The following is a 24,077-nucleotide window of genomic DNA, read 5'->3' as shown; positions in this document are numbered from 1 at the left end:
TTTTTTTCATGATTAAAGTCTTAGTTTCCTTCGGTACTCGTCCTGAAGCGATAAAAATGATTCCTTTAATTCAATGTCTGAAAAAAGATAGTAGATTTGAAGTAAAGGTATTGGTGACGGCACAACATCGTGAAATGTTAGATCAAGTGTTGGAAATTTTTAATATTATTCCTGACTTTGATTTGGACTTAATGAGAGAGAATCAAAGCCTTAGTCTACTTGCATCAAATATTTTAAAAAAAATGGATGATATTTACAAAAAATTTCATCCTAATATTGTATTGGTACATGGTGATACTTTATCAGCCTTTGTTGTTGCTCAATCTGCATTTTATAATCAGATTGATATTGGGCATGTGGAAGCAGGTTTAAGAACTTTTAATTTAAAGTCACCTTGGCCTGAGGAAGGAAATAGACAATTAATATCTAAAATTTCTAATTTACATTTTGCTCCTACTGAATTGGCTGCAAGCTATTTAATAAAAGAGAAAATTAGTTCTGAGAAAGTTTTTATAACTGGAAATACAGTAATAGATATATTGCTTGATGTTTCTATAAGAAAATTACCTGAACCAATAGGCTTTGATGGCAATAAACTTAATTTGGATGCAAGCATTAAAAAAGTTTTGATAACAGGGCATCGTCGTGAAAATTTTGGTCAAGGTTTTATAAATATATGTTCTGCTATAAAAAGTTTAGCATTAAATAATCCTGAAATAGAGTTTATTTATCCTGTACACTTGAATCCTAATGTTAAAAATATTGTTTTTGAAATCTTGAAAAATATAAATAATATTATTCTTTTACCTCCACAAGCTTACTTGGAGTTCGTTAATTTAATGAAAAATAGCTATATTATTTTGACTGATTCGGGAGGAATTCAAGAGGAAGCCCCTAGTCTTGGTATACCTGTTCTAGTTATGCGGAATACAACAGAAAGACAAGAGGCTGTAAATGCTGGTACTGTCAAGTTGGTAGGAACTGATGAAAGCTCTATTAAACTTGCTGTTCAGAGTTTATTGGATAATAAGCAATTATATAGGAAAATGGCAAATGCTAATAATCCATATGGTGATGGAAATGCTAGTCTAAAAATAAAAAATATTTTAGTCGAAAAATATAAAATATAAGTTATTGAAACTTATATTTTATAAAATAACGTATCAGATTTAGAATGTCTCTAAGTGTAGCTTTTTTTGCTATAATTTTGAGAAAATCTTTATTGTGAATAATGTTATTTGATGACTCAATTTGCTCATTAAAGTAATTTTCTGCTGTATTTTCTTTGTAGCTTCTTACTTTATTGGGTAACCATGAGCCATAAAAATGATGTGTTGCAAAATTTTTAGGTAAGTCTAAACAAAAATGTGTTGATGGATATATATGAATAGTATTTTTTGTATCACTCCCTATTTGTAATATATTTTTTAATGGGTCGATAAGAAACTGATTTTTTAAAATCTCAGATATTGAATAGGTGTTTGTATTTTCTTTTTCAGTATATATTCGATTATCATAATAGCTTAATACAGTATCAGTTAAGCTGTGATTTGCTATTGCTCCCCAAACAGCAGTAAAAGGTGCTCCTTTATTTTCAAATCCAGAGAATGCTTGATGATGTAAAAATACATCTAGACTTTCTTTTAATTCAACATCGGTATCGAGATATATTCCACCATAATTTTTAAGAGCATAAGCTCTTACGTAATCAGATACATAAGCATACTTCTTTTTTTCATACGCTGTCTTTGTAAAAGGATGGCTATTTACATCAAATGAACTTTCATTCCAAATTTTGATTTCGTAATCAGGACAGAATACCTTCCATGACTGCATATATTGAAGTAATTGATCAGGTATTTTGTTAGGACCAAACCAACAGTAATGTATTATACGTGGAATCATATTTAAAACCTTTTATAGAATTTAAAATATTATAACTTAAATTTTAAATATAGCTTTATGTATGGGCGTATTATTTTATAAAAAAACCATGGAAGGATTATAGATTTTTTATTGTATTTTTTTAGTTCATTGAATAATTTTACATTTCTTTTTTTTATAGAGTAGTATAACCAATATTGAAATTCTTTATTTGTTAAGTCATCAATTGAAGTTAAAATATTCGTATTTTCTTTAATTTTTGATAGAAAGTCACGAGCCTCTGTATAGCTTTCAAGAATTGAAATGGCTGCCTTTTCAGAAGGGTTATTTGTTGCAGAGTCAACTCGACCTAAACGATACTCAAATAAATTTTCTGGACAAGCATTTACATTGGCAAGAGCGAGTAGTTTTATTAAAAAAGCTGTGTCTTCACCATTAGTTTTTCCATTGTTAAACTTAATATTATTATGTTTTAAAAATGAAGAGCTTATTAATACTGAACAAATTGATAAAATATGTTTTTGTTTCTTTAAGAAGTTTAAGTAATCATAAATTATATTTCCATTTTTTTGAAAAATTTGACTTGTATTAGAGAAATGATTATTAATGTATCGATTAAAACCACAATAACTAGCATCATACAGAATATTTTTTGTTTGTACTGAATTTAGTAATTTGCGTAAAAAATCTTGATGATAGGTATCATCGGAATCTAAAAAAGATATATAGTCCCCGTTACATATATTTATTCCTCTATTTCTTGAATATGAAACCCCACTATTAGTTTGTGTATAAACTTTTATTTTAGGGTTTTTTTTTGAATATTTTTGACAAATTTTTAATGTGTTATCTGTTGAGCCATCATTAATAATGATTAACTCCCATTTTTTGTATGTTTGGTTAATAACGGAAAGAATAGATTTTTCTATATAATTCTCGCAATTATATGTGGGCATAATTATTGAGATCAGAGGTTTTTTTGAGATTTTCAATTAAATATACTCAAGACGCTTACAAATTAATAGTTTTATTTATCCGCATTCCCCGCCAACACCATATAAATTAGTCCCACAAAAATCACAAATGCACCGCCAATAGAACTTAAGCTAAAGTACAAAATACGGTCATTGGTGTCTAAGGCAAACAGGTTATTGGCCAGAATATAACGCATGAATAACCATTGAGCGACAGCAAATACAATAAGCATAATGCCACGATTACGAACTGCAGGACGCATAGCCATAGTAACGCTCAACTTAAAATTCAAAACGAAGCGCTATTATGCCACTAGCTAGCCCATATCTCAATTCATAAAAAAACCCTGCAAATTTGCAGGGTTCTTCTCACATTCTCAAAACTTATTCTTGAGATTCTGCTTTTGGTTTTTCACGTAAACGAATACCCAAATCACGCAATTGAGTCGCTTCAACTGGTGCTGGTGCTTGAGTCAATGGACATTCAGCTGTCTTAGTTTTCGGGAAGGCAATTACATCACGAATAGACGATGCGCCTGTCATCAACATCACCAAACGGTCTAAACCAAATGCCAAACCACCGTGCGGAGGCGCACCGTATTTCAACGCATTCAGTAAGAAGCTGAATTTCTCTTCAGCTTCTTCTTCTTCAATACCTAAAGCTTCAAAAATCGCTTTTTGCATTTCTAAAGTATAAATACGCAGTGAACCACCACCAATTTCGGTACCGTTCAATACCATGTCATACGCAACAGATAAAGCTTCACCTGGGTTGCTCTTCACATCTTCAACGCTTGATTTTGGTAATGTGAATGGGTGATGCACAGAGGTCCATTTACCATCATCTGTTTCTTCAAACATTGGGAAATCAACGACCCAAAGCGGTGCCCATTCGCAGGTTGCAAGGTTCAAATCGTGACCGATTTTGACACGGAGTGCGCCCATTGCATCGTTTACCACTTTGGCTTTATCTGCACCAAAGAATACGATGTCGCCATTTTCAGCGCCTACACGTTTTAATAAATCAAGCACGATTGGCTCAATAAATTTCACGATAGGAGATTGTAAACCTTCGATGCCTTTTTCAAGTTCATTGACTTTAATATACGCCAAACCTTTTGCACCATAGATGCCTACAAATTTGGTGTATTCATCAATCGCGCTACGTGGCAATGAACCCGCACCAGGCACACGAAGTGCAACAATACGACCTTTCGGATCTTTCGCTGGACCAGCAAATACTTTGAACTCAACGTCTTGCATCAAGTCTGCAACGTCTACCAATTTCAGTGAGATACGCAAGTCTGGTTTGTCAGATGCATAATCACGCATTGCTTCTGAATACGGCATACGTTGGAATTTGTCGAATTTCACGCCTAGAAGTTCATCGAACATCTTCACGGTCATGCCTTCCATCAAATCCATAATGTCATCGTCACTCATGAACGATGTTTCAATGTCGATTTGAGTAAATTCTGGCTGACGGTCTGCACGTAAATCTTCATCACGGAAACATTTAGCGATTTGGTAGTAACGGTCAATACCGCCCACCATCAACAATTGTTTAAATAATTGTGGAGATTGTGGCAGGGCATAGAAGCTACCGTTAGATACACGGCTTGGTACTAAATAGTCACGCGCACCTTCAGGCGTTGCACGTGTTAAAATTGGTGTTTCAACATCCAAGAAACCATGATCGTCTAAATAGTTACGAATTAGGTTGGTGACTTTAGAACGGAAACGTAAGCGATCTAACATTTCTGGACGACGGATGTCCAAGAAACGGTATTTCAAACGAATTTCTTCTGAAATGTTGGTATTTTCATCGTTCAATGGGAACGGAGGCGTTTCAGATGCTGCAAGAACTTCAATTTCCTTGCCTAAAACTTCAATTTGTCCACTGACCATATTAGCATTTTCTGTGCCTGCATAGCGACGACGTACACGACCTGTGATTTTTAATACAAATTCTGAACGTGCTTTGTCTGCAGTTGCAAATGCTTCTGGAGTGTCTGGGTCAATTACGACTTGCACAAGACCATCGCGGTCACGCATGTCTAGGAAAATTACACCACCGTGGTCACGACGACGGTGTACCCAGCCACACAGGGTCACGGTTTGATCAATTTGAGCTTCGGTTAAAGAACCGCAATAATGAGTTCGCATCATAGCGTTAAAAATCCAACTATATGGGTTAAGGAAGCGAATACGTAAACAGCGCACCGCCTTTAGCAAAGGTAGGATTATGCCTCTTTGGGCATGTGGCGACAAGAACCTACTGCAAAAACAGTGGGTTTTTAGCGGGAATCTGCTTGAAACTGAAGAATGTAGGCAGATGAAAGCGAAAGTAGGGCGCTAGGGCGTTTATTCTATTCGCCCTTGAAAATCTAAAATCAGAAATAGCAGGCAGCCCAAACTCAACATAAGTAACGTACCTTGGCTAAACTCATTGATGGCACGTCCCGTAAAATAATATAGTTCGGCTTGCCAGGTCGCATCGGGGATATAACGCGCATAATCCCAAAGTGAAAAACCACCACATACAATCGACAAGAGAATGAGAGCGATGGCATAAACGCGAATTTTAGTGCTTACAGAACTGACCTGTCGATGCTTGCGATAATAATGCAGGCTCATACATAACAAAAAAGGCAGCGCCAAAATAGAACTACCAATTTGCAGTATGCGATGCATCGGATAAATACCTGTGTCTAATTGTACCGATTGCGCTAAAAAATCCTGAAAGGCAAAACTACGAAAGTCGTGATGGGTTAAACCATCCCAAATTAAATGGGTGGCATTGCCAATCAGTAAGGCCAGAATCAAGCCACATACAAACCCAAGTACAGATTTTATCGTGTTTAGATTTAACGGGTGATGCACGCCCACAAAGCGATACAATGCAGGGCGATAGAGTAAATACCACAGCGCACAAAAGACAAGACCCAATAATAAATTTGGATACAGCAATGCTGACCATAAATGTGGAGTGGGATCATGACGCAAAGTAAACAGACGGTGTAAATCTGGCAACATCGTACCTATAGCGAGTGCAGCGATGGGCAGACGTTGTCCTGAAAGCTTGGCGAGTGGTGGGGCAAGTACCGCATGTGAGAGCGTAAAGGGCATACAAATTTAAAGTAAAGAATATAAAAAATCAGAATAAATTGTGATGAACAGCTTAATTGAGAATACAGAATAACAATGTTTTTTATTGCAATGTTAATGAAATGTTATATTATAACATTAATTATTTTTGCTAATTTGAGCATGGGTCATGTCGTTCCATAAAAATTTAATAACACTTTCCATTTTTTCAGTGCTGACACCTGCAGCATTCGCCAATACTGAAAGCAGTAGTACACAACTGGAAACTATTCAGCTACAAGCACATCCTTTGGTGCAAACTGCAGCAGATTTTGCAGTGGCAGATCATGTGATTGATCAGAAAACTTTGGCAGAGCGCAGTACCACCATTGGTGATGCGATGGCAGATGAGCTAGGTGTATATTCCAATCAATATGGCTCAGGTTCTAGCCGCCCTGTGATTCGTGGACAAGATGGCCCACGGGTTAAAGTGTTGCAACATGCTTCAGAAACTGCCGATGTTTCTACACTTTCACCTGACCATGCTATCACTGTAGATCCGATTTTAGCCAAACAAGTTGAAATTATTCGTGGCCCATCAACATTACTTTATGGTGCAGGAACGGTTGGTGGCTTAGTTAATGTGACCGATCAAAAAATTCCAACTCAAATGCCAAATAATGGTTTAGAAGGACAGGTAGGTTTACGTTACAACACAGGTAGCGATGAAAAGCTAGTGAGTGCGGGGGTAACTGCAGCACTCAGTGATCAATTTGCGCTGCGTATTGAAGGTTCAAAACGTAAAGCCAATGATTACATCACTCCAAATTATTGGGTAGAGCATCATCATACAGAAGTACATGTTGAACCAGATGGCTCAACCCATACACATGAACATGAAGAGTTGGTAAAAGAACGTCGTGTAGACAATACATTTGCCGAAGGACAAACGGTGAATATTGGTGGATCATGGATTCATGATCGTGGTTTTGTAGGTGTGTCATACAGTAACCGTCAGGACAAATATGGTTTGCCTGGGCATAGTCATGAGTATCATGATTGCCATCCACATGGAAATAAATTGCATTGCGGAAGTCATGACCCTGCATCACAATCAGATCCAAATGCTGTTGAAGAACATGCACATGGTGGCCCATGGGTTGATCTAGAATCACATCGTTATGATTTACGTACCGAGCTTGATCAGCCTTTTGCAGGTTTTGATAAACTACGTGCGCACGCCAGCTTTACTGATTATGAACATGATGAATTAGAAGAAAATAAAGTTATCAGTAACTTTAGAAGTAAAGGCTACGATGCGCGTTTAGAGTTGGTTCATCAACCTGTTGCAGGTTGGGAGGGTGTGTTTGGTACACAGTATAGTCAGCAAAAAATTGATTTAACTGGACAAGTAGAACAACACGGCGATCATTCTCACGAAACCGTGCCTATGCCTGATACCAAAACTCAAAAATATAGTTTGTTCGGTTTAGAGCATAAACAATTTGGCGATGTGCATGTTGAACTCGGTGCACGGGTTGAACATCAAAAAATTGATGTCGATGCAGAGCTAAAAGATTATTCAGATACAGGCGTATCTGCTTCTGCAGCAGCCAACTGGCAGTTTGCACCGAACTATAAACTATCCCTTACAGGCTCACACCAACAGCGTTTACCGTTGGCGCAAGAGCTTTATGCAAATGGCATCCACTTTGCAACAAACACTTATGAGCGTGGAAATGCGAATTTAGATGTGGAAAAGTCGAATAATTTAGAACTTGGTTTGCACTATGAAGCTGACAAACTGGATTATTCGTTGCATGTCTATCACAACTGGTTTGATAATTATATTTATGGTGCAACTACTGACCATAAGGAAACTTTCCGTTTAATTGATTATCAACAAGACAAAGCCAAGTTTTATGGCACAGAAGCCAAGCTAGGTTATCAGATCAGCCCAGATTATAAACTCAGTGTATTTGGTGATTATGTCCGTGGTGAGATTGACAATCAAAATGCACCGCGTGTACCTGCAGGGCGTTTGGGGACTAAAGTAGATGCCAACTTTGCCGATGGTTGGTCGGGTATGGCGGAATACTACCGTGTCTTCAAACAAGACAAGGTTGCTTATTTAGAGCAAGAAACAGCAGGCTATAATATGGTCAATGTTGGTGTGGCTTATGCGGGCAACTATGCCAACAAACAAGATTACCGTGTATATTTTAAAGCCAACAACTTGCTAGATGATGAGGTGTATTCGCACAGCTCTTTCTTGTCGAATATTCCACAGGTGGGTCGTAACTTTACAGTTGGCGTGGAATTTGGCTTCTAAAATTCAATTTGCCTTGAGCAGGATGTCTGCGTGAAAACACAGAAATCCTCTTGAAAATCCAAACAATTAAACCTAGTCTGAGCGCATCGGACTAGGTTTTTTGTTATGCGTATCTTTCAGCGAATTCATCAAAAATTGAATTGGTCGCCTCGGGCGTATGTGGGACTTATTATAAGTTTTCTGGCTTTAGGTTATTTGGCGTCTGCGACCTACCACAGCTTAAAACCATTGCCCGAAGGGCTGAATTACACTGGAAAGTTACGTCATGCGCCTATTAAATTTATTGCCGATCAGACCTATATCGACGCGCAAGGTGTTCAGCAACAACAGCATCAAATTTTTAATGAAATTTTAGAGCTGGTTGATGCAGCACAAAGCACCATTGTATTGGATATGTTCTTGTTTAATCCTGAAGTGGGAACATCTAAACAGCAGTATCAACCACTGACACAGCAACTCACCGATGCTTTAATTCATAAACGTCAGCTGCAGCCAAATATTGAAATCAAAGTCATTACTGATCCCATTAATTCGGTATATGGTGGCATTGCACCTGAACATTATCGTCAATTGCGTCAGGCAGGTATTGATGTGATTGAAACAGATTTAACCCCGCTGCGCGCATCGAATCCTTTGTGGTCGGGGTTTTGGTATCTCTGCTGTCAGGGCATTCCAAATAATGCCGAAAAGGGTTGGCTACCCAGTCCTTTCGGTAAAGATAAAATTACCTTACGTAGTTATTTCAGCTTGCTTAATTTTAAAGCTAATCATCGTAAAACCATGGTGGTCGATACCGCCGAAGGCTGGAAAGCATTGGTCACGTCGTTTAATCCACATGATGGCAGTTCACGTCATTCTAACAGCGCGTTATTGGTGACGGGCAATACTGCAGTAGATGTGTTGAAAACAGAACAAGCCGTCGCGCGTATGTCGCAGGGTAATCTGTCTGGGGTGATTGTGGGGGAGTTTGAGGCAGATTCGTCTTATCCTCAAGTGCAAGTCATCACTGAACAAGCCATTTTAGAGGCCAGTTTGACACTGATTCAGCAGACAAAAGCGCAAGAACATCTGGATTTGGCAATGTTCTATTTATCGGAGCGACAAATCATCAAGGCACTGATTGCTGCACAGCAACGTGGTGTACAGGTACGGGTGTTGTTAGATCCGAATAAAGATGCCTTTGGTCGTGAAAAAAATGGTATTCCAAACCGACAGGTGGCGGCAGAATTACATGCTGCAGGGGTGAAGGTACGTTGGTGTAATACCCAAGGTGAGCAATGCCACAATAAAATGCTGATGAAATCGAATGCCACACAGGCTGAGTTGATTTTAGGTTCTGCTAATTTCACCGCACGTAATTTTAAAAACTATAATTTAGAAAGCAACTTGCGTGTGGTCGGACAGGTGCAAGACCCTGTATTTCAGGATGCTCAACACTATTTTAATACCGCATGGTCAAACCTTGAGGGTAAAAATATGAGTGTGGATTATGCGGTTTATGCCGATGAGTCGAAGTGGAAATATGCGCTGTATCGCTTTATGGAATGGAGTGGTTTATCGACCTTTTGATTTTTTAATTGTATGCCTTGAACTCAAAAATCCCTCTTATTGAAAGAGGGATTTTTTTGAGCCGAATATTACTTTACAGGATTTGGCGGCACCATTTCATCCAAATCTTTATCACTCATTTGATCTAACTCGGCAATATCGGTTTTGATTTTCCATTGCGCTTCATCATCTACAGGATTCGGTAAACGCGCTTCTAGCCAGTCACAAACCACATCTGGGCTAAATTCTGGATGGTTACATTGAATCACCCACGATAAAAAATCTTTGGCTTCACCATTCATATACGGTGGCGGTGAAACAGGTAAGAATTGAGTCGGCAAGCGCTCATCTCTGGAAATATAATTCAGCACATGTCCCAATTCCTGCACAGTTTGCCATGCTAACGGATGTTCTACATCAATTTGAAATTTGAACCACCATGCATGCTGACCGTCTGAACCATAAGCGTCTACACGGGCTTGCTGTACACTCGGAACTTTGCAGAAAAACTGATGAAGGCGGTCAAAATTTAATTCAGGCACGAGGTTTCATCCAATTTCAAAAAAAATGTATCTTAGCATAGGGGTTGGAGATATTTCATAAATGGCGAGCCGTGTCGGTGAAATCTGCGGAGACGAAAGTTTAAAATTGCTGATTTTTTATTCATTGTTTATCCTTAATTTGAGCTTAGAATAAAAATATGAAAATAGGAGTGCTAGATATGAAAGTGGCGATTTTAACTGCATTGAGTGGCATGCTATTTTTAGGTGTGTCGATGCAGAGCTTGGCAGAAACCAATCGCTGGGCAGGTTATACAGGCGTCAATACACAGCGTGATCAGCATCGTCCTTATTCGCCACAGCATCGTCCTGCTTATCCGCAGCATCGACCTTATTATTCACAGCAACCTTATTCCTATCCACCACATTATCCATACCATCAACGACCTGTACCGCAGTGGGGGCAGCCAACCATTCGTAGTGGCATCAATATTCAATACAATGCGCCAAGTACCGTGCAATATAACCACCAAAGCTACAGTTGGGTAAATGGTGAGCCGAGTAGTGCACATATTGAAAGTTCGACCTATCGTGTGGTGACTGACTGGCAGCACTTGGGTTTACCCGCTCCGCCACGAGGTATGTACTGGATTTTTGAACATGGGCGTTATGTGTTGGTGGCAAATCGTTGAGAAAAAAGTGAAATCATAGACATCAATGCTTCTAGATATTGAGTATCTAGAAGCATTTTTTTGACCTATTTTAGATTTTTACGCCAATTCATCATCTTCTGGGCGAGGGGTTTTGCCTTGTGCTAAAGGCTTTTCACTGTGCTTGTCTCGAATAACGGAAGGGTAATGCCAAGATGCAAAACGCACCACTAAAATTGCAGCGGCTAAAATTAAAATTGAACCAGTAATAATCACTAAGTCGAGATCAGCTTTATGGTCGTGTTGAATATCTGAAATTAGCAAACGGGTTAGTGCGGTAATGGCAATATAAATTAAAAAACGCACAGGCATGTGATTGGTTTTAAAATAAATACCCACCATTGCACCTAGTTCTAAATAGATAAAAAGCAATAAGATGTCATCAATAGTGGCATATTGTTTGATGGTGAAAATATCAATTACCGTATGTCCAGCAGACCAAATGACCATACAGCCAATGATAAAGAGCGCAAGATAATGAAAACTTTCTACAGCCCAATTGCCATATTTGTCTAATAGGCTTTCAACTGCTTGAATATTTTTATCTATTTTTGAACGACGTACTGCCATTTTCACCTCCTGTTTGAGTATGGATATTCAGACTTCAACAAAGGTGATGCAAATTTCATGCACAAATTAGAATAGGGATATAAAATTTAGTACAAAAAAACGCCTGATGATTCAGGCGTTTTTGCGATAATGTATTAATTAAGACTGGTTAGTGAAGTAATCTTCGCTGAAGTTCATCACCACTTCTGCACCCGCTTTCACTTTGGTAATGCGTAAAGTCAGTTCTGGCAAAATACGTTGTACAAAGTACAGTGCCAATGACAATTTGTTTTGATAGAACTCACCCTCTTTTTGCTTGGCTGCATTGGCAATGCGCGCAAACATATATGAGAAGCTGAGCAAACCTACCGCATGTAAATAATCAACCGCTGCTGCGTTCGGGAAATCTACATTTTCTTTGGCTGCATTTAAAACGTATTGAGTCACGGATTCAACTTCAGTCGCTGCATCTAAAGTTGCATCTTTAATGAAGTTGAGGTCTGCATCTAAACCATTGGTGAAATCACGGATTTCTGCAATGTATTCTGCAATAAATTCGCCATTACATTTAATGGTTTTACGACCAATCAAGTCTTGCGATTGTACGCCGTTGGTGCCTTCATAAATTTGGGCGATACGTAAATCACGAACACATTGCTCCATACCCCATTCACGGATATAACCATGACCACCGAAGACCATTTGTGAATCAATTACAGCGTTAAATGCAGTATCGGTTAAGTAGGCTTTGGCAATTGGAGTTAACAATGCAACACGGTCATTGGCTTTTTTCACAACTTCTGCATCGGTAGAGAATTTAGTGATATCCAATTGTTGACCCACATATACCGCAAATGCACGTGAAGCTTCGTTATTGGCACGTGCATTGAGCAGCATACGACGCACATCGCCATGCACCAAAATGCTATCCGCTGCTTTGTTTGGTGATTTTACGCCCGATGCACTACGGCCTTGAATACGGTCAGTCGCATATTGCGCAGCATTTTGATAGGCAAATTCAGATGCACCTAAACCTTGAATTCCCATAGACAGACGTTCGTAGTTCATCATGATGAACATGGCTGCCAAGCCTTCATTTTCTTTACCCACTAAGTAGCCTTTGGCACCATCAAAGTTCATCACACAAGTTGCAGAGGCTTTAATGCCCATTTTGTGTTCGATTGAGCCTGGACCTACTGGGTTGCGCTCACCCAACGAACCATCTTCATTCACCAAGAATTTTGGCACGATGAATAAAGAAATACCGCGTGAACCTGCAGGAGCGTCTGGTGTTTTCGCTAAAACTAAGTGAATGATGTTTTCTGCGAGGTCGTGATCACCACCTGTAATAAAGATTTTAGTCCCTGTGATGTTGTACGTACCGTCTGCATTTGGTTCTGCTTTGGTTTTAATAATCCCGAGGTCTGTTCCTGCATGTGGTTCAGTCAAACACATGGTACCTGACCACTCACCTGAGTAAATTTTAGGTAAATAGGTTTCTTTCTGTTCTTGTGATGCATAACTGCTTAATGCCATGCCTGCACCGACAGATAGCAGTGGATACAACATGAAGGATGGGTTGGTGGCAAACAGCATTTCATCTGACAATACTGTCAGCATTTTTGGCATGCCTTGACCACCCCATTCTTCATCTGCGCCTAAACCAATCCAGCCGCCTTCGGCATATTGTTTAAATGCTTCTTTAAATCCAGCAGGTGTGGTGACTTCGCCATTGTTATAGGTCGCGCCTTCTTCATCACCGCTACGGTTAATAGGCAACGTCACATTTTGGGCAAATTTTGCCATTTCTTCCAAAATTGCTTCAGCCGTTGCAGCATCAAGGTGAGCGAGGTTTTCATTGTTTTGCCAGAATTGTTCTGCATTGAATACATCATTTAAGATGAATTTCATATCGGCAAGTGGGGCATTATAAATTGGCATGTGAGTTCACCTGTTTATTGTTTGAATCTTGATTCGTTGAGTTCAGTGTAATCTACAATTGTGAATGTTGTAGACCACTAAAGCGAAAGAATGCTTTATTTATAAAGAAAAAGGACTGTCAATGCTATGACCGTCCTTTCTCAATTTCTGTACTCAAGAGTACAACATTTTGAATATCCCGCTAAATATGTTCAATATTTAGCGAGTTTCAATTTTCGCTTAGAAAGCAAAGTGTTCAGCATCTAATGCAAATAATGGCTCTACACCTGTTGCAATCACGTCTACGTGTGAGCGAACACGTGGCAAGATTTTCTTGAAGTAGAAACGTGCAGTCGTCACTTTAGCATTGTAGAAGTCTACATCGGTTGTGCCTGCTGCAAGTGCTTCTTGAGCGACCAATGCCATACGTGCCCATAGGTAAGCTAGTGTTACATAACCAGAGAAGTACATGTAGTCTACTGCTGCAGCACCTACTTCCTCAGGGTTTTGCATTGCACGCATACCAATTTGCATGGTCAAATCGCCCCATTCTTTATTGAGCGCTGCGAGCGGTTCAACAAATTCTTGCATTGCTGCGTTGTCTTTGTTGGCTTCTGCAAATTTATGGATGATTTTGGTGAAGTCTTTCAACATTGCACCTTGTGTACCCAAAACTTTACGACCTAACAAATCGATTGCTTGAATTTCAGTTGTACCTTCGTACAAGCATGAAATACGTGTATCACGCACAATTTGTTCCATGCCATGCTCAGAAATGAAGCCATGACCGCCGAAGACTTGCACACCATGTTTTGCAGATTCAGAACCTGTTTCAGTTAAGAATGCTTTTGCAATAGGCGTCAATAAAGACAAGATGTTGTCAGAGAACTTACGTTCTTCTTCAGTTGCACCTTGTTCAACGATATCTGCGTGTAGAGACAACAGATACACTAGTGCGCGACCACCTTCAGCAAACGCTTTTTGAGTCAATAGCATATTGCGTACAGCAGGATGCACAATAATTGGATCTGCTTCTTTTTCAGGAGCTTTCGGACCAGAAAGTGAGCGCATTGCTAAACGGTCTTTGGCATAAGTCAACGCACCTTGGAAAGAACCTTCAGATGCTGCAAGACCTTGTACCGCTGTACCGATACGTGCAGTGTTCATGAACGTGAACATGCAGTTTAGACCACGGTTTTCAGGGCCAATCAAGAAACCTTTCGCATTATCAAAGTTGATGACGCAAGTTGCATTGCCATGAATACCCATTTTGTGTTCGATTGAACCACAACGTACACCATTACGCTCCCCTAAAGAACCATCTGCATTCAGGTTGAACTTAGGAACGATGAACAGAGAAATACCTTTAGTTCCTTTAGGTGCACCAGGTAAACGTGCCAATACGATGTGCACGATATTCTCTGCCATGTCATGTTCACCAGCAGAGATAAAGATTTTCTCGCCCGAGATTGCATAGCTTCCGTCGGCCTGAGGTTCAGCTTTAGTACGGATAATACCCAAGTCAGAACCTGCATGAGATTCGGTTAAACACATGGTACCTGTCCACTCACCTGAAACAAGCTTTGGCAGATAGGTTGCTTTTTGTTCATCTGAACCGTGGTGTTCTAAAGTACGTACAGCACCATGAGAAAGACCTGGGTACATGCCCCATGCCCAGTTTGCTGTACCGACCATTTCTGAAATCACGTTTCCTAGAGAAACAGGTAGACCTTGACCGCCGTATTGTTCTTCAGCAGAAAGAGACGGGAAGCCAAGTTCGATATATTTTTGATACGCTTCTTTAAAGCCCGTTGGTGTAGTCACCACGCCATCATTCCAAGTACAACCTTCACGGTCACCGCTTTGGTTGATTGGAGAAAGTTCATTTTCACAGAAATCTGCTGCAGCTTCCAAATATTGGTCAACCAATTCACGGCTTACGTTTTCTTGGAATGCAGGTAATTTTGCATAGTGATCTTCGGCATTTAATAATTCATGCAAAACGAATTGCATATCACGTAAAGGCGCTTTGTATTGTGGCATATCGGTTTCCTCAATACTGGTTTGACCAGCGTTATATTTTAAATGGATTTCAGCACATGCCTTCTCAGACATGCCATGTTGGAATGGTTGTAATCGTGCAACATCTTCTAATTCGGTACAAGCATCTGCATAGCATTTCTTGGTGACTGTAAAGTCAAAGATTTTTACCTTGAAATGGCTAAGTTGTTTGAGTGTAAATAGTTTTGCTGAATTTGAAATGATACAAATAGTCAAAACCGTAAAGAGATATGTCCAATAAAAAAGGCGCAATTTGCGCCTTTTTTATCTATTTATGCTTTTTAGAGTGGCTTAAGCAGCCTTATCCGGTGCTGAAACAGGTGCGTTAGGCTGGAAGTGAACGATACATTTGCCATCTATTGTTTGTGTGCCGACTTTTAGCTGCACGGCTTTACCATGGGTTTGACCTTGGCAGGCTTTGGTCGCAGCTTGTTCACACGCTTGACGTTCAGCTAAACGTTGATCGTATTGCTGGGTTAACTCAGCACGTTTCGCATCGGTTAGTGGTTCGCCACGATGCATATGCATGCCACGGAATTGACCACGATCGGCTTTATCGGCACGCATTGGGTGATGTTCACCACGTTTCATTTCATCACGGTTCGGTTTAAATGTAATCGCACATGTGCCTTCTAGTGTTTGCTCACCTGCTTTGACTTGGACTGCTGAACCCACCGCTTTGCCATCGCAGGCTTTTTTTATGTCTTGCATGACTTGTTTACGTTCAGTACGCATTTTTTCAAATTGTTTGCGTTGTTCAGGCGTCATGTGACGGTCTTTTTGATAATGACCATGCATATATTGCGACTGCTTCATATCTTTTGGTGCTTGGGTGGATTGACAGGCAGTCAACGCACCTACAGATAAAACGCTGGCAGTGGCTAAAGCAATTTTTGTCATCTTATTCATTCTAAATTCCCCCATACAAGAGCATGTGATTTTGGATGATTAAAGATTAAATAATAAAGATGTAGAAACAATGGAGAGTTTTTTCTAGCACTGTTGGTTACAATGCTCAAAATCGACAAAAAAAGCTGAGATTGCGCTTTTGAAAATTCGCCGTATACCCATCGCATTACGCCTGTTCTTAACAGTGCTGCTGACGACCTTGCTGATTACCACGGTCAGCTTGGGGGTATTGCATGTCAATATGCAGCGAAACTTCAGCAAATATGTGGCCGATGTCGAAATGCAAAAGCTGGACTTGCTCACTCAAAACTTGGCAGAAGTCTATGCGGTATATCACGATTGGGGCAATGCCATTCAGGCGCAAATTCTCCAAATTGAAGGTGAGGCTGCGCCCGATGATTATGACCGTTTATCGCGGTGGTGGTTGCGCCGTCAATATGACATTGCCTTGCAGCAGCGTTATTTTCAGGAACATACCTTAGCCAATGTAAACCCAAGTGTGGTCGAGCCTGATCTAGCTAAACGACAAGCCAATGCCGCAGAACTTCGCTGGTTAGAACTGAATTTACCTTCACAGTTTCAGCCATTTGAAGGTTTGGTCTTTCCTTTAAGTGCCAATCAAAATGCTTTCCGTTCAGATCGTAAAAATGAAGGGCAAAACAACACGACAGAATCTTCAGGGAAAAAACAATTTATTTCGATGCCTGACCGTTTGGGTTTGAGTTCTCGTCTATCTTTATATGATGCACAGCGGCAATTTGTAGTGGGAGAGCCTGCTGAAACTCAAATTTCCTATCGTCCAATTATGGTCAATGAAAAAGTCGTGGGCTATTTGGGCTTAAAACCTGTGTTAGATCAGGAAGATGCTTTAAGTATTAACTTTTTTAGTAAACAAACTCGTTATTTATTATTGGTTTATGCTTTAAGTATTTTGGCGAGCTTGATTGCTGCATTGTTGTTGGCGACCTATTTTAAAAAGCCGATTCAGCGTTTGTTGAATGGGACGCGCGAATTGACCAAAGGGCATTATCAGCATCAGGTCACGGTCAATCGTAATGATGAATTGGGTGATTTATCTACCGAGTTGAATCATTTGGCGGTGATTTTAGATCAACATGAAACCTCGCGTCGTCAGTGGGTGGCAGATACTTCGCATGAGTTGAAAACCCCGTTGGCCGTGTTGCAGGCGCAAATTGAAGCTATGCAAGATGGTATTCGCAAAGCCACCCCAGAGCATTTGGCTGCGATGATGCATCAGGTCAATAGTCTGAAAAAACTCACACAGGATTTGTCGGACTTGGCGCAAGCCGAAGCCATGCAGCTGAAATGCTATTTTTCGATTATTGATCCATGGCAAGTGATTGAGCAGGAAATTGAAAGCTTTAAGCCGAAATTTGAACAAGCGCAGTTGGACGTGATCGTGTCGGGTGAAGGCACGCAATTACAATTGGATATAGACCGTTTTAAGCAAATTATGCTCAACTTATTGAGTAACAGTATTCGCTATACCGAAGCGGGTGGGCAGGTACATATTCACACCAGTCAAAGCGCAACAGAATGGACAGTATATGTAGATGACAGTCCGTTTGGTTTAAGTGATGAACAATTGGCACGTTTGGGTGAGCGTTTCTATCGCGCCGATGATTCACGTACACGTGCCACAGGCGGGACAGGTTTAGGTCTGGCTTTATCGGTCAAAATTGCTAAAGCATTGGGCGGAGAGTTAAGTTTTGCACATTCACCATTGGGTGGTTTACGTTGCAAATTAAGCTTTCCCAAAACAATCAAATCTTGAAGGATTTTAAGGAATCGTGCATGAAACATATCTTGCTGGTTGAAGATGAAATTGAACTTGCCCAATTGGTGCGAGATTATTTAGAAGCTGCTGGTTTTGAAGTCAGTATGTTTCATGATGGGCAAGAAGCTTATGACAGCTTTTTGCAGCGTAAACCAAGCCTGATGATTTTGGATTTGATGGTACCACGCATGGACGGCCTGACCATTTGCCGCAAAGTACGTGAACAGTCCGATGTGCCAATTATTATGGTCACCGCCCGAACAGAAGAAATTGATCGGGTGCTGGGTTTAAACATGGGGGCAGACGATTATGTTTGTAAGCCTTTTAGTCCAAAAGAATTGGTCGCGCGCGTGCAAGCGGTTTTGCGTCGCTTAGAACGCAAAGTTGAGCCTGAAAGCAATGATTTATTCCGCATGGATAAAGCGCAGCAGCGTATTTGGTATCAGCAAAAAACCTTGAATTTGACCCCGACCGAATTTCGTTTATTGGAATTGTTTTTAGAGCATGTGGGGCAGGTGTATTCAAGAGCGCAATTGCTAGATCATATTAACCCTGACAGTTTTGAAGTAGCTGACCGTGTGATTGATAGCCACATTAAAAACTTACGCCGTAAAATTTCTGACGCTGCCGAAACAGGTAATCGGCATGAATGGATTCAAGCAGTGTATGGTGTAGGCTATCGCTTTGAGTATCCAGAAGAGTAAGTCTCAGGTATAGAAAAAGCGAATCTTGGAAGATTCGCTTTTGTTTTCTTAGTTAGATATTATGTTGAAAAAGTGCAGAGCAAATAGCTTTAAAAAATTTTTATTGACTCAAGTTGCACTACGCAAAAGCTCAATCCGTTGTCTTTCTACTTTCTTTAATTTTGCGACTACCAGCTCATAAGAATTTAAGACCAAATCTTGCACCAGTTGTGCATCTAAGTCCTCATCTGCAAAAATTGAAATCCAGTGCTGTTTGTTCATGTGCCAACCTGTTCGGATATACGGATAAAAATCGCGTAGCATGACACCATGTTCAGGCTGCACTTTTAGATTGATGATGGCATGACCATTTAAATACAAACTCAGCATAAACACTTTATCAACCACCTTATGCACCAAACAGCCATCACCAAAAGGTTCGCTCAGGCTAACTTGAGGCAATTGTGCTGCAACACTTGCTGCAATTTGATGCAGTGATGACGGTGTTTGTGCCACTTATTTTCCCCTAAAAAGTTTATCCTGTGGATAACCACAGCTTTTTCCACAGAAAATGTGTATAACTTTGTTGGAATTTTAAACGTCCTTTGGCGAGTGCGTTGGTATTAAGATGAACAACTCACCATCACTTCTGGCACATCACTTGGTAAAGGTGCTAAATCTTCAGGTTTTTCCAATGCTGTTTGCTGAATATAGGGTTGGCTGAGCAAGTTAAATAAACGCTCAACTTCTGAAAAATCATCACGCTCTGCTTGCTCAATCGCCTTTTGTGCCATGTGATTGCGCAAAATATAGTGAGGGTTTACCTGTTGCATTGCAGCATCTAAAGCATCGGTATCTTGATGTTCACGAATCTGTAAATACTGTGCCAAAAAGCTTTCCCACTGACGACGATCCAAACAATCATCCAGTATTTCAGTATATTGTTTATTTTGTAGGCAGATAAAGCTCTGGGTGTAATCCAGTTGCTCACTTTGCAAAATACGTAAGAAGTTGGTTGCGCAGTCAAAACTGTCTTTATGGAAGCTTGGCAGTCCCATTTTTTCACATAAACCGAGTTTGTAATGCTCTAAAAAAGTGGGTTCAAAATGTTCTAAGCGTGCTGCCAGTGCTTGTTTCCAGTGTTCTTTTTGATCAGGGCTTTGCTCAAGCGGAATTAAATTATTTAACCAGACCCATAAATTCCAGTGTGCCACACTCGGTTGTTGTTGGTAGGTATAACGTCCTTGATAGTCCGAATGGTTGTTGATCCAGTTGGGACGAAAACGCTCCATAAAGCCATAAGGGCCAAAATCGAGTGTTGAACCTGTAATATTTAAATTATCGGTGTTCATCACCCCATGCGCAAAACCGACCAATTGCCATTTGGCAATCATGACAGCGGTACGTTGAATAACTTGCGTAGCAAAGGCGAGTACAGGCTGTTTGGCTGCCAAGCATTCTGGATAGTGCCATTCGATACACTTTTGCACAAACTCTGGCAGTAATTCAGGTTGATACTGATTGATCCATTCAAAATGCCCCAAACGAATATGACAGTCTGATGTGCGTAATAGCATTGCGCCAAGTTCTAATTTTTCACGTTGTACACCTTGAGTGGATGAGGTAAATCCAACGGCATTGCTTGATGGCACACCCAGCGCATTTAAAGCATGACCTGCTAAATATTCACGAATCACGGAACGTAATACTGCACGTCCATCGCCCATACGTGAATAAGGCGTTGCCCCCGCACCTTTTAAATGCAGGTCAATAGTACGTTGTTGTGTGTCCAAAACTTGCGCAATGAGTAAACCGCGTCCATCTCCCAATTGACCTGCCCACTGTCCAAATTGATGTCCTGCATAGACCATTGCCAAAGCAGGAAATTCTTTAAACGTGGTTTGTCCGCTGCAAATTTCAACCCATTGCTGTTGTTCTTCGGCTGTCCATTGTAGTTCTTTTGCCAATGCAGCATTAAAGTGTCCTGCTTTTGCACCTTTTAAAGGTAGAGGCTGCTGCATGTGATAAAGACGGGCGGGCAGGGTCGGATAACGTGGATTAAATTGCATGATGATGAAGCGCTTGGCACAAGGTGAGTTTCACTATAGCAAACTTAGACTTTAAAAACTGTAGCCTAACAATGCAGAAAGCCCTGAACAGGTCAGGGCTTTCGCAGTGCATCAGAACAGAGGTTTATTCAGATACAGGATTCTTTTTTAGGTTGCGCATCAGCAAGTTCAAGGTTTCACGATGATGTGAAAGACGCTGTTCAACCAACTGGAATTCAACTTTTAATTTGTCATCCATTTGGTGAATTTTTTCAGCTACAGACGCTTTTTTCGCCTGAATTTCTTGCTCTTTTAACTTTGCCCAATCGTTCAGAGTTTGAGTAAAGGCATCATATTCTTGCGCAATACGGCTTTTAACTTGACCAATGTCATCGTTCACATTGTGACCATAGACCGCCAAGTCTTGTTCTGCATATTTAAAACGCATCGCCAATTCTGCTTTTTTAATATTAAAGCTTGGAATACGACGCAAGTTTTTCGCTAGGCCTAACTTCGAGCATGTCCAAATTAACCATTTAGTTGGGTCATATTGCCACCATTTTACGCCATTACGATAATCATACTGGAAAATGTGGTGATAGTTATGATAACCCTCGCCCCAAGTGGCAATTGCTAACCAGAAATTATCACGCGCGGTATTTTCGTCAGTATAAGGACGCGAACCCCACATGTGGCACAGCGAGTTAATAAAGAAGGTAACATGGTGGCTTAAAATCAGACGCATTAAACCGCCCAATAACAACACGCCCCACATATCGCCCACAGCCCAACCAATTGGCACCAAAATGCCAACGTGAACTGCAATTACGAGCGGAATATAGTATTTGTGTTGGAACATCACCAGTTTGTCATTTAACAAATCTGGCGCATTTTTAAAGTTTGGCTCTGCGGCAGGGTAGTCACGTAGCATCCAGCCCATGTGCGCAAACCAAAAACCATTATTAATTGAATATGGGTCTTTTTCGACATCATCAACATGGCGGTGATGGGTGCGGTGACCTGAACCCCAGAACAAAATACTGTTCTGAACGGCAAATGTTCCCATAATCATTAAAATGATTTTCAAGGGAAGGGTAGCTTCATAAGCACGGTGTGCCCATAAACGGTGATAACCTGCTGTAATACCCAAGCTACTTACGCCAAGTAATACAAACATGCTGATCCAAGCGGCTAAGCTAAAATCATGGTGATAGGCATACCAAGGAATCGCGATCACTGCAACAATAGGTAAGAAAACCAGTGCAAAGATGGCAATCCAGTTGATTGGGGCTTTGGGTAAGGGAGCATTCATCTCCAACAGCACTCCTAGAACCTTGGGAGGTATAAATGGACGCTTAATCCGTTATAACGCTATGACCAATCTATAGATTGAAATCATAGTATTAAATTTTTTAGGGATTAATTTTTTCGCATATTAGCATGAGCGTATTCACGATCACAGCATTATTGTACAGTTGTATTGTACTGGGTGGTAACAGAATATAATGGTATCTGCGAGATTTTACGGAAATATGATATACGGTAGCCAAACAAGCACGATAAATCATTTATTTATTCATCAATATGCTTAAGGTTACCGCTTACAAGTGTTGCATCATCAGTTTAGGATAATCGGTAATTAAACCCTGAATCCCTAAATCTTTAAGCTGTTTGGCGCGTTCAATCTGGTTGACTGTCCAAACGCTGATATTCAGTTTGGCCTGTTGTGTGGCTTGAATGAGCGCACCGGTTGCGAGTTCGTTCATCCAACCAATTTGGCAACAACCTAATTCTAAAGCCTGATCAATGGCTTGATATTGCAGATCATCTTCAACCAATAAACCGCGTTTAAAGCGTGATTTTTGTTGTTGCAAAGCCCAGTGAATTTTCGGATCAAAACTGGTGATGATGGCGTTGTGTTCAAAACCCTTCAAATGTTGCTCTAAACTTTGGGTAATTTTTTCGGCAGCGGCATGCGAGTTGACCGCTTTGACTTCTACTTCAATATGATCAAAATTTTGAATAATGGTCATGGTTTGATTGAGTAGGGGCGTGGTTTCGACTTTATTCCAGTCCGACCACATCACAGCATGATTGTAATGGTTTAAATCTTCCAGACTACATTCATACAGTGCTTTGTCTTGTCCTGTAGTGCGAATGAATTGATCATCATGCATAACCACTAAGGCATTGTCTTTGAGTTGACGCACATCAAACTCAACCGCTCGAATGCCAATATTTTGAATATATTCAAAACCACCGAGTGTGTTTTCAGGCGCTTCGCCACGCGCACCACGATGACCAATTATGCGCATAATGTGCCCATGAATTGAAAGTTTGCTTTCATTTTGCAAGTACGACGTGACAAAGAGATGACATTTCTTATTTTGGTCGGATGGTGTGAAATTTCAAGCAGCATCCGACGTGATTTTTTAGATGCAAAATCAGGGCTTTATTTTAGTTTCCGATTCTAGAGTGTGATGTCAGTTACCAATACTGTCGTTGATGTTCTTTTGCCATAACACTTCGCTGCCTCTTTCGGCACGTTGCAAGCTGCGAGATGCCACAAATAGCCAGTCAGACAGTCGGTTCAGTAATTGCAAAGATGGTGCCTGAATATTTTGATCACGGTTGTGTACGGTCATTAAACTGCGTTCTGCACGACGACATACAGCACGAGCTTGATGTGCATAACTGCATGCCAATGTACCTGCAGGTAAAATAAATTCTTTGAGCATTGGCAGGCTTTCATTCATACGGTCAATGTCTTGTTCTAGGTACTCAATTGCAAGCGGTTGTACGAGATGGTAATTGGGGATACAGACTTCACCGCCTAAATCGAATAGCCAGTGCTGAATCAGGCTAAGCGATTTGTCCCAAGTGTTTTTGTCTTGAATGTTGCTATGTGTAATTTGTGAGCGCAATACGCCTATGCAGGCATTGAGTTCATCGACATCGCCCAGTGCATGAATGCGTAAGTCGTCTTTGGCGACACGTGAGCCATCGCCCAGTCCTGTTGTGCCTGAATCGCCTGTGCGGGTATAAATCTTGCTTAAACGGTGGCCCATAACTTT

General features: G+C 40.5%; 21 protein-coding genes. 6 read left to right on the top strand and 15 right to left on the bottom strand.

Going from position 1 to position 24,077, the window contains the following annotated elements; genetic code table 11:
• The first annotated feature begins 8 nt into the window (after positions 1–8).
• Complete coding sequence (gene wecB / locus FTT91_RS02840; protein ID WP_180095292.1) at positions 9–1,130, top strand: non-hydrolyzing UDP-N-acetylglucosamine 2-epimerase; 1,122 nt, start codon at positions 9–11, stop codon at positions 1,128–1,130.
• 1 nt (position 1,131) lies between these two features.
• Here wecB and FTT91_RS02835 read toward each other — a convergent pair whose 3' ends face one another.
• The 5 genes from FTT91_RS02835 to FTT91_RS02815 all read right to left on the bottom strand — a co-directional run bounded on the left by FTT91_RS02835 (position 1,132) and on the right by FTT91_RS02815 (position 5,987).
• The gene (locus FTT91_RS02835; RefSeq protein WP_180095289.1) at positions 1,132–1,905 is read right to left on the bottom strand and encodes a glycosyltransferase family 32 protein; all 774 of its coding nucleotides are present in this window, start codon (positions 1,903–1,905) and stop codon (positions 1,132–1,134) included.
• Between the two features lie 29 nt (positions 1,906–1,934).
• Positions 1,935–2,840 carry a glycosyltransferase family 2 protein gene (locus FTT91_RS02830; protein ID WP_180095286.1) on the bottom strand — a complete coding sequence of 302 codons (906 nt, stop codon included), beginning with the start codon at positions 2,838–2,840 and terminating at the stop codon, positions 1,935–1,937.
• Positions 2,841–2,911: 71 nt separating this feature from the next.
• The gene (locus tag FTT91_RS02825; RefSeq protein ID WP_180095283.1) at positions 2,912–3,127 is read right to left on the bottom strand and encodes a hypothetical protein; all 216 of its coding nucleotides are present in this window, start codon (positions 3,125–3,127) and stop codon (positions 2,912–2,914) included.
• 115 nt (positions 3,128–3,242) lie between these two features.
• Positions 3,243–5,027 carry an aspartate--tRNA ligase gene (gene aspS / locus FTT91_RS02820; RefSeq protein ID WP_180168936.1) on the bottom strand — a complete coding sequence of 595 codons (1,785 nt, stop codon included), beginning with the start codon at positions 5,025–5,027 and terminating at the stop codon, positions 3,243–3,245.
• A gap of 195 nt (positions 5,028–5,222) precedes the next feature.
• The gene (locus FTT91_RS02815; RefSeq protein WP_180168935.1) at positions 5,223–5,987 is read right to left on the bottom strand and encodes a DUF4184 family protein; all 765 of its coding nucleotides are present in this window, start codon (positions 5,985–5,987) and stop codon (positions 5,223–5,225) included.
• 148 nt (positions 5,988–6,135) lie between these two features.
• On the opposite strand from FTT91_RS02815, the gene znuD reads away from it, so the two are divergent.
• Both znuD and FTT91_RS02805 read left to right on the top strand, forming a co-directional pair.
• A complete protein-coding gene (znuD, locus tag FTT91_RS02810) occupies positions 6,136–8,277 on the top strand; it encodes a zinc piracy TonB-dependent receptor ZnuD (RefSeq protein WP_180168934.1) in 2,142 nt (713 codons plus the stop codon).
• A 105-nt stretch (positions 8,278–8,382) separates the two neighbouring features.
• Complete coding sequence (locus tag FTT91_RS02805; RefSeq protein WP_180168933.1) at positions 8,383–9,846, top strand: phospholipase D family protein; 1,464 nt, start codon at positions 8,383–8,385, stop codon at positions 9,844–9,846.
• 68 nt (positions 9,847–9,914) lie between these two features.
• On the opposite strand, the gene FTT91_RS02800 is transcribed toward FTT91_RS02805, so the two are convergent.
• On the bottom strand, positions 9,915–10,367 hold the full coding sequence (locus FTT91_RS02800; protein ID WP_004975032.1) for a hypothetical protein: 453 nt from the start codon (positions 10,365–10,367) through the stop codon (positions 9,915–9,917).
• Between the two features lie 179 nt (positions 10,368–10,546).
• Between FTT91_RS02800 and FTT91_RS02795 the strand changes: the two genes are divergently transcribed.
• Positions 10,547–11,017 carry an RcnB family protein gene (locus FTT91_RS02795; protein ID WP_180168932.1) on the top strand — a complete coding sequence of 157 codons (471 nt, stop codon included), beginning with the start codon at positions 10,547–10,549 and terminating at the stop codon, positions 11,015–11,017.
• Between the two features lie 78 nt (positions 11,018–11,095).
• Here the strand turns inward: FTT91_RS02795 and FTT91_RS02790 are convergent, their stop codons facing one another.
• From FTT91_RS02790 to FTT91_RS02775, 4 genes are all read right to left on the bottom strand, one after another.
• Positions 11,096–11,605 (bottom strand): phosphate-starvation-inducible protein PsiE, encoded by a 510-nt coding sequence (locus FTT91_RS02790; protein WP_004975036.1) that lies wholly within the window; start codon positions 11,603–11,605, stop codon positions 11,096–11,098.
• Between the two features lie 138 nt (positions 11,606–11,743).
• Positions 11,744–13,525 carry an acyl-CoA dehydrogenase C-terminal domain-containing protein gene (locus tag FTT91_RS02785; protein WP_180168931.1) on the bottom strand — a complete coding sequence of 594 codons (1,782 nt, stop codon included), beginning with the start codon at positions 13,523–13,525 and terminating at the stop codon, positions 11,744–11,746.
• Positions 13,526–13,744: 219 nt separating this feature from the next.
• Entirely contained in the window at positions 13,745–15,547 is a 1,803-nt protein-coding gene (locus FTT91_RS02780) for an acyl-CoA dehydrogenase C-terminal domain-containing protein (protein WP_131260791.1), read from the bottom strand.
• Between the two features lie 309 nt (positions 15,548–15,856).
• On the bottom strand, positions 15,857–16,474 hold the full coding sequence (locus tag FTT91_RS02775; protein WP_180168930.1) for a hypothetical protein: 618 nt from the start codon (positions 16,472–16,474) through the stop codon (positions 15,857–15,859).
• 139 nt (positions 16,475–16,613) lie between these two features.
• On the opposite strand from FTT91_RS02775, the gene baeS reads away from it, so the two are divergent.
• Together baeS and FTT91_RS02765 are read left to right on the top strand one after the other, a co-directional pair.
• Positions 16,614–18,269 carry a sensor histidine kinase efflux regulator BaeS gene (baeS, locus tag FTT91_RS02770; protein WP_180168929.1) on the top strand — a complete coding sequence of 552 codons (1,656 nt, stop codon included), beginning with the start codon at positions 16,614–16,616 and terminating at the stop codon, positions 18,267–18,269.
• A 20-nt stretch (positions 18,270–18,289) separates the two neighbouring features.
• On the top strand, positions 18,290–18,976 hold the full coding sequence (locus FTT91_RS02765; RefSeq protein ID WP_168418565.1) for a response regulator: 687 nt from the start codon (positions 18,290–18,292) through the stop codon (positions 18,974–18,976).
• A 108-nt stretch (positions 18,977–19,084) separates the two neighbouring features.
• Here the strand turns inward: FTT91_RS02765 and FTT91_RS02760 are convergent, their stop codons facing one another.
• The 5 genes from FTT91_RS02760 to FTT91_RS02740 form a co-directional block, all read right to left on the bottom strand.
• Positions 19,085–19,471, bottom strand: a complete 387-nt coding sequence (locus FTT91_RS02760; RefSeq protein WP_180168928.1) for an MmcQ/YjbR family DNA-binding protein — start codon at positions 19,469–19,471, stop codon at positions 19,085–19,087.
• A gap of 107 nt (positions 19,472–19,578) precedes the next feature.
• Positions 19,579–21,024: a YdiU family protein gene (locus tag FTT91_RS02755; RefSeq protein ID WP_180168927.1), complete on the bottom strand. Its 1,446-nt coding sequence runs from the start codon at positions 21,022–21,024 to the stop codon at positions 19,579–19,581.
• Between the two features lie 124 nt (positions 21,025–21,148).
• Complete coding sequence (locus tag FTT91_RS02750; protein WP_004975053.1) at positions 21,149–22,315, bottom strand: acyl-CoA desaturase; 1,167 nt, start codon at positions 22,313–22,315, stop codon at positions 21,149–21,151.
• A gap of 289 nt (positions 22,316–22,604) precedes the next feature.
• The gene (locus tag FTT91_RS02745; RefSeq protein WP_004975054.1) at positions 22,605–23,318 is read right to left on the bottom strand and encodes a glycerophosphodiester phosphodiesterase; all 714 of its coding nucleotides are present in this window, start codon (positions 23,316–23,318) and stop codon (positions 22,605–22,607) included.
• Positions 23,319–23,486: 168 nt separating this feature from the next.
• The gene (locus FTT91_RS02740; protein WP_154320365.1) at positions 23,487–24,071 is read right to left on the bottom strand and encodes a cob(I)yrinic acid a,c-diamide adenosyltransferase; all 585 of its coding nucleotides are present in this window, start codon (positions 24,069–24,071) and stop codon (positions 23,487–23,489) included.
• Between the last annotated feature and the right edge of the window lie 6 nt (positions 24,072–24,077).

This window comes from Acinetobacter sp. YH12021, from assembly GCF_013420145.1.
Taxonomy (GTDB): Bacteria; Pseudomonadota; Gammaproteobacteria; order Pseudomonadales; family Moraxellaceae; genus Acinetobacter; species Acinetobacter towneri.
This window is presented reverse-complemented; position numbering and strand designations above follow the sequence as displayed.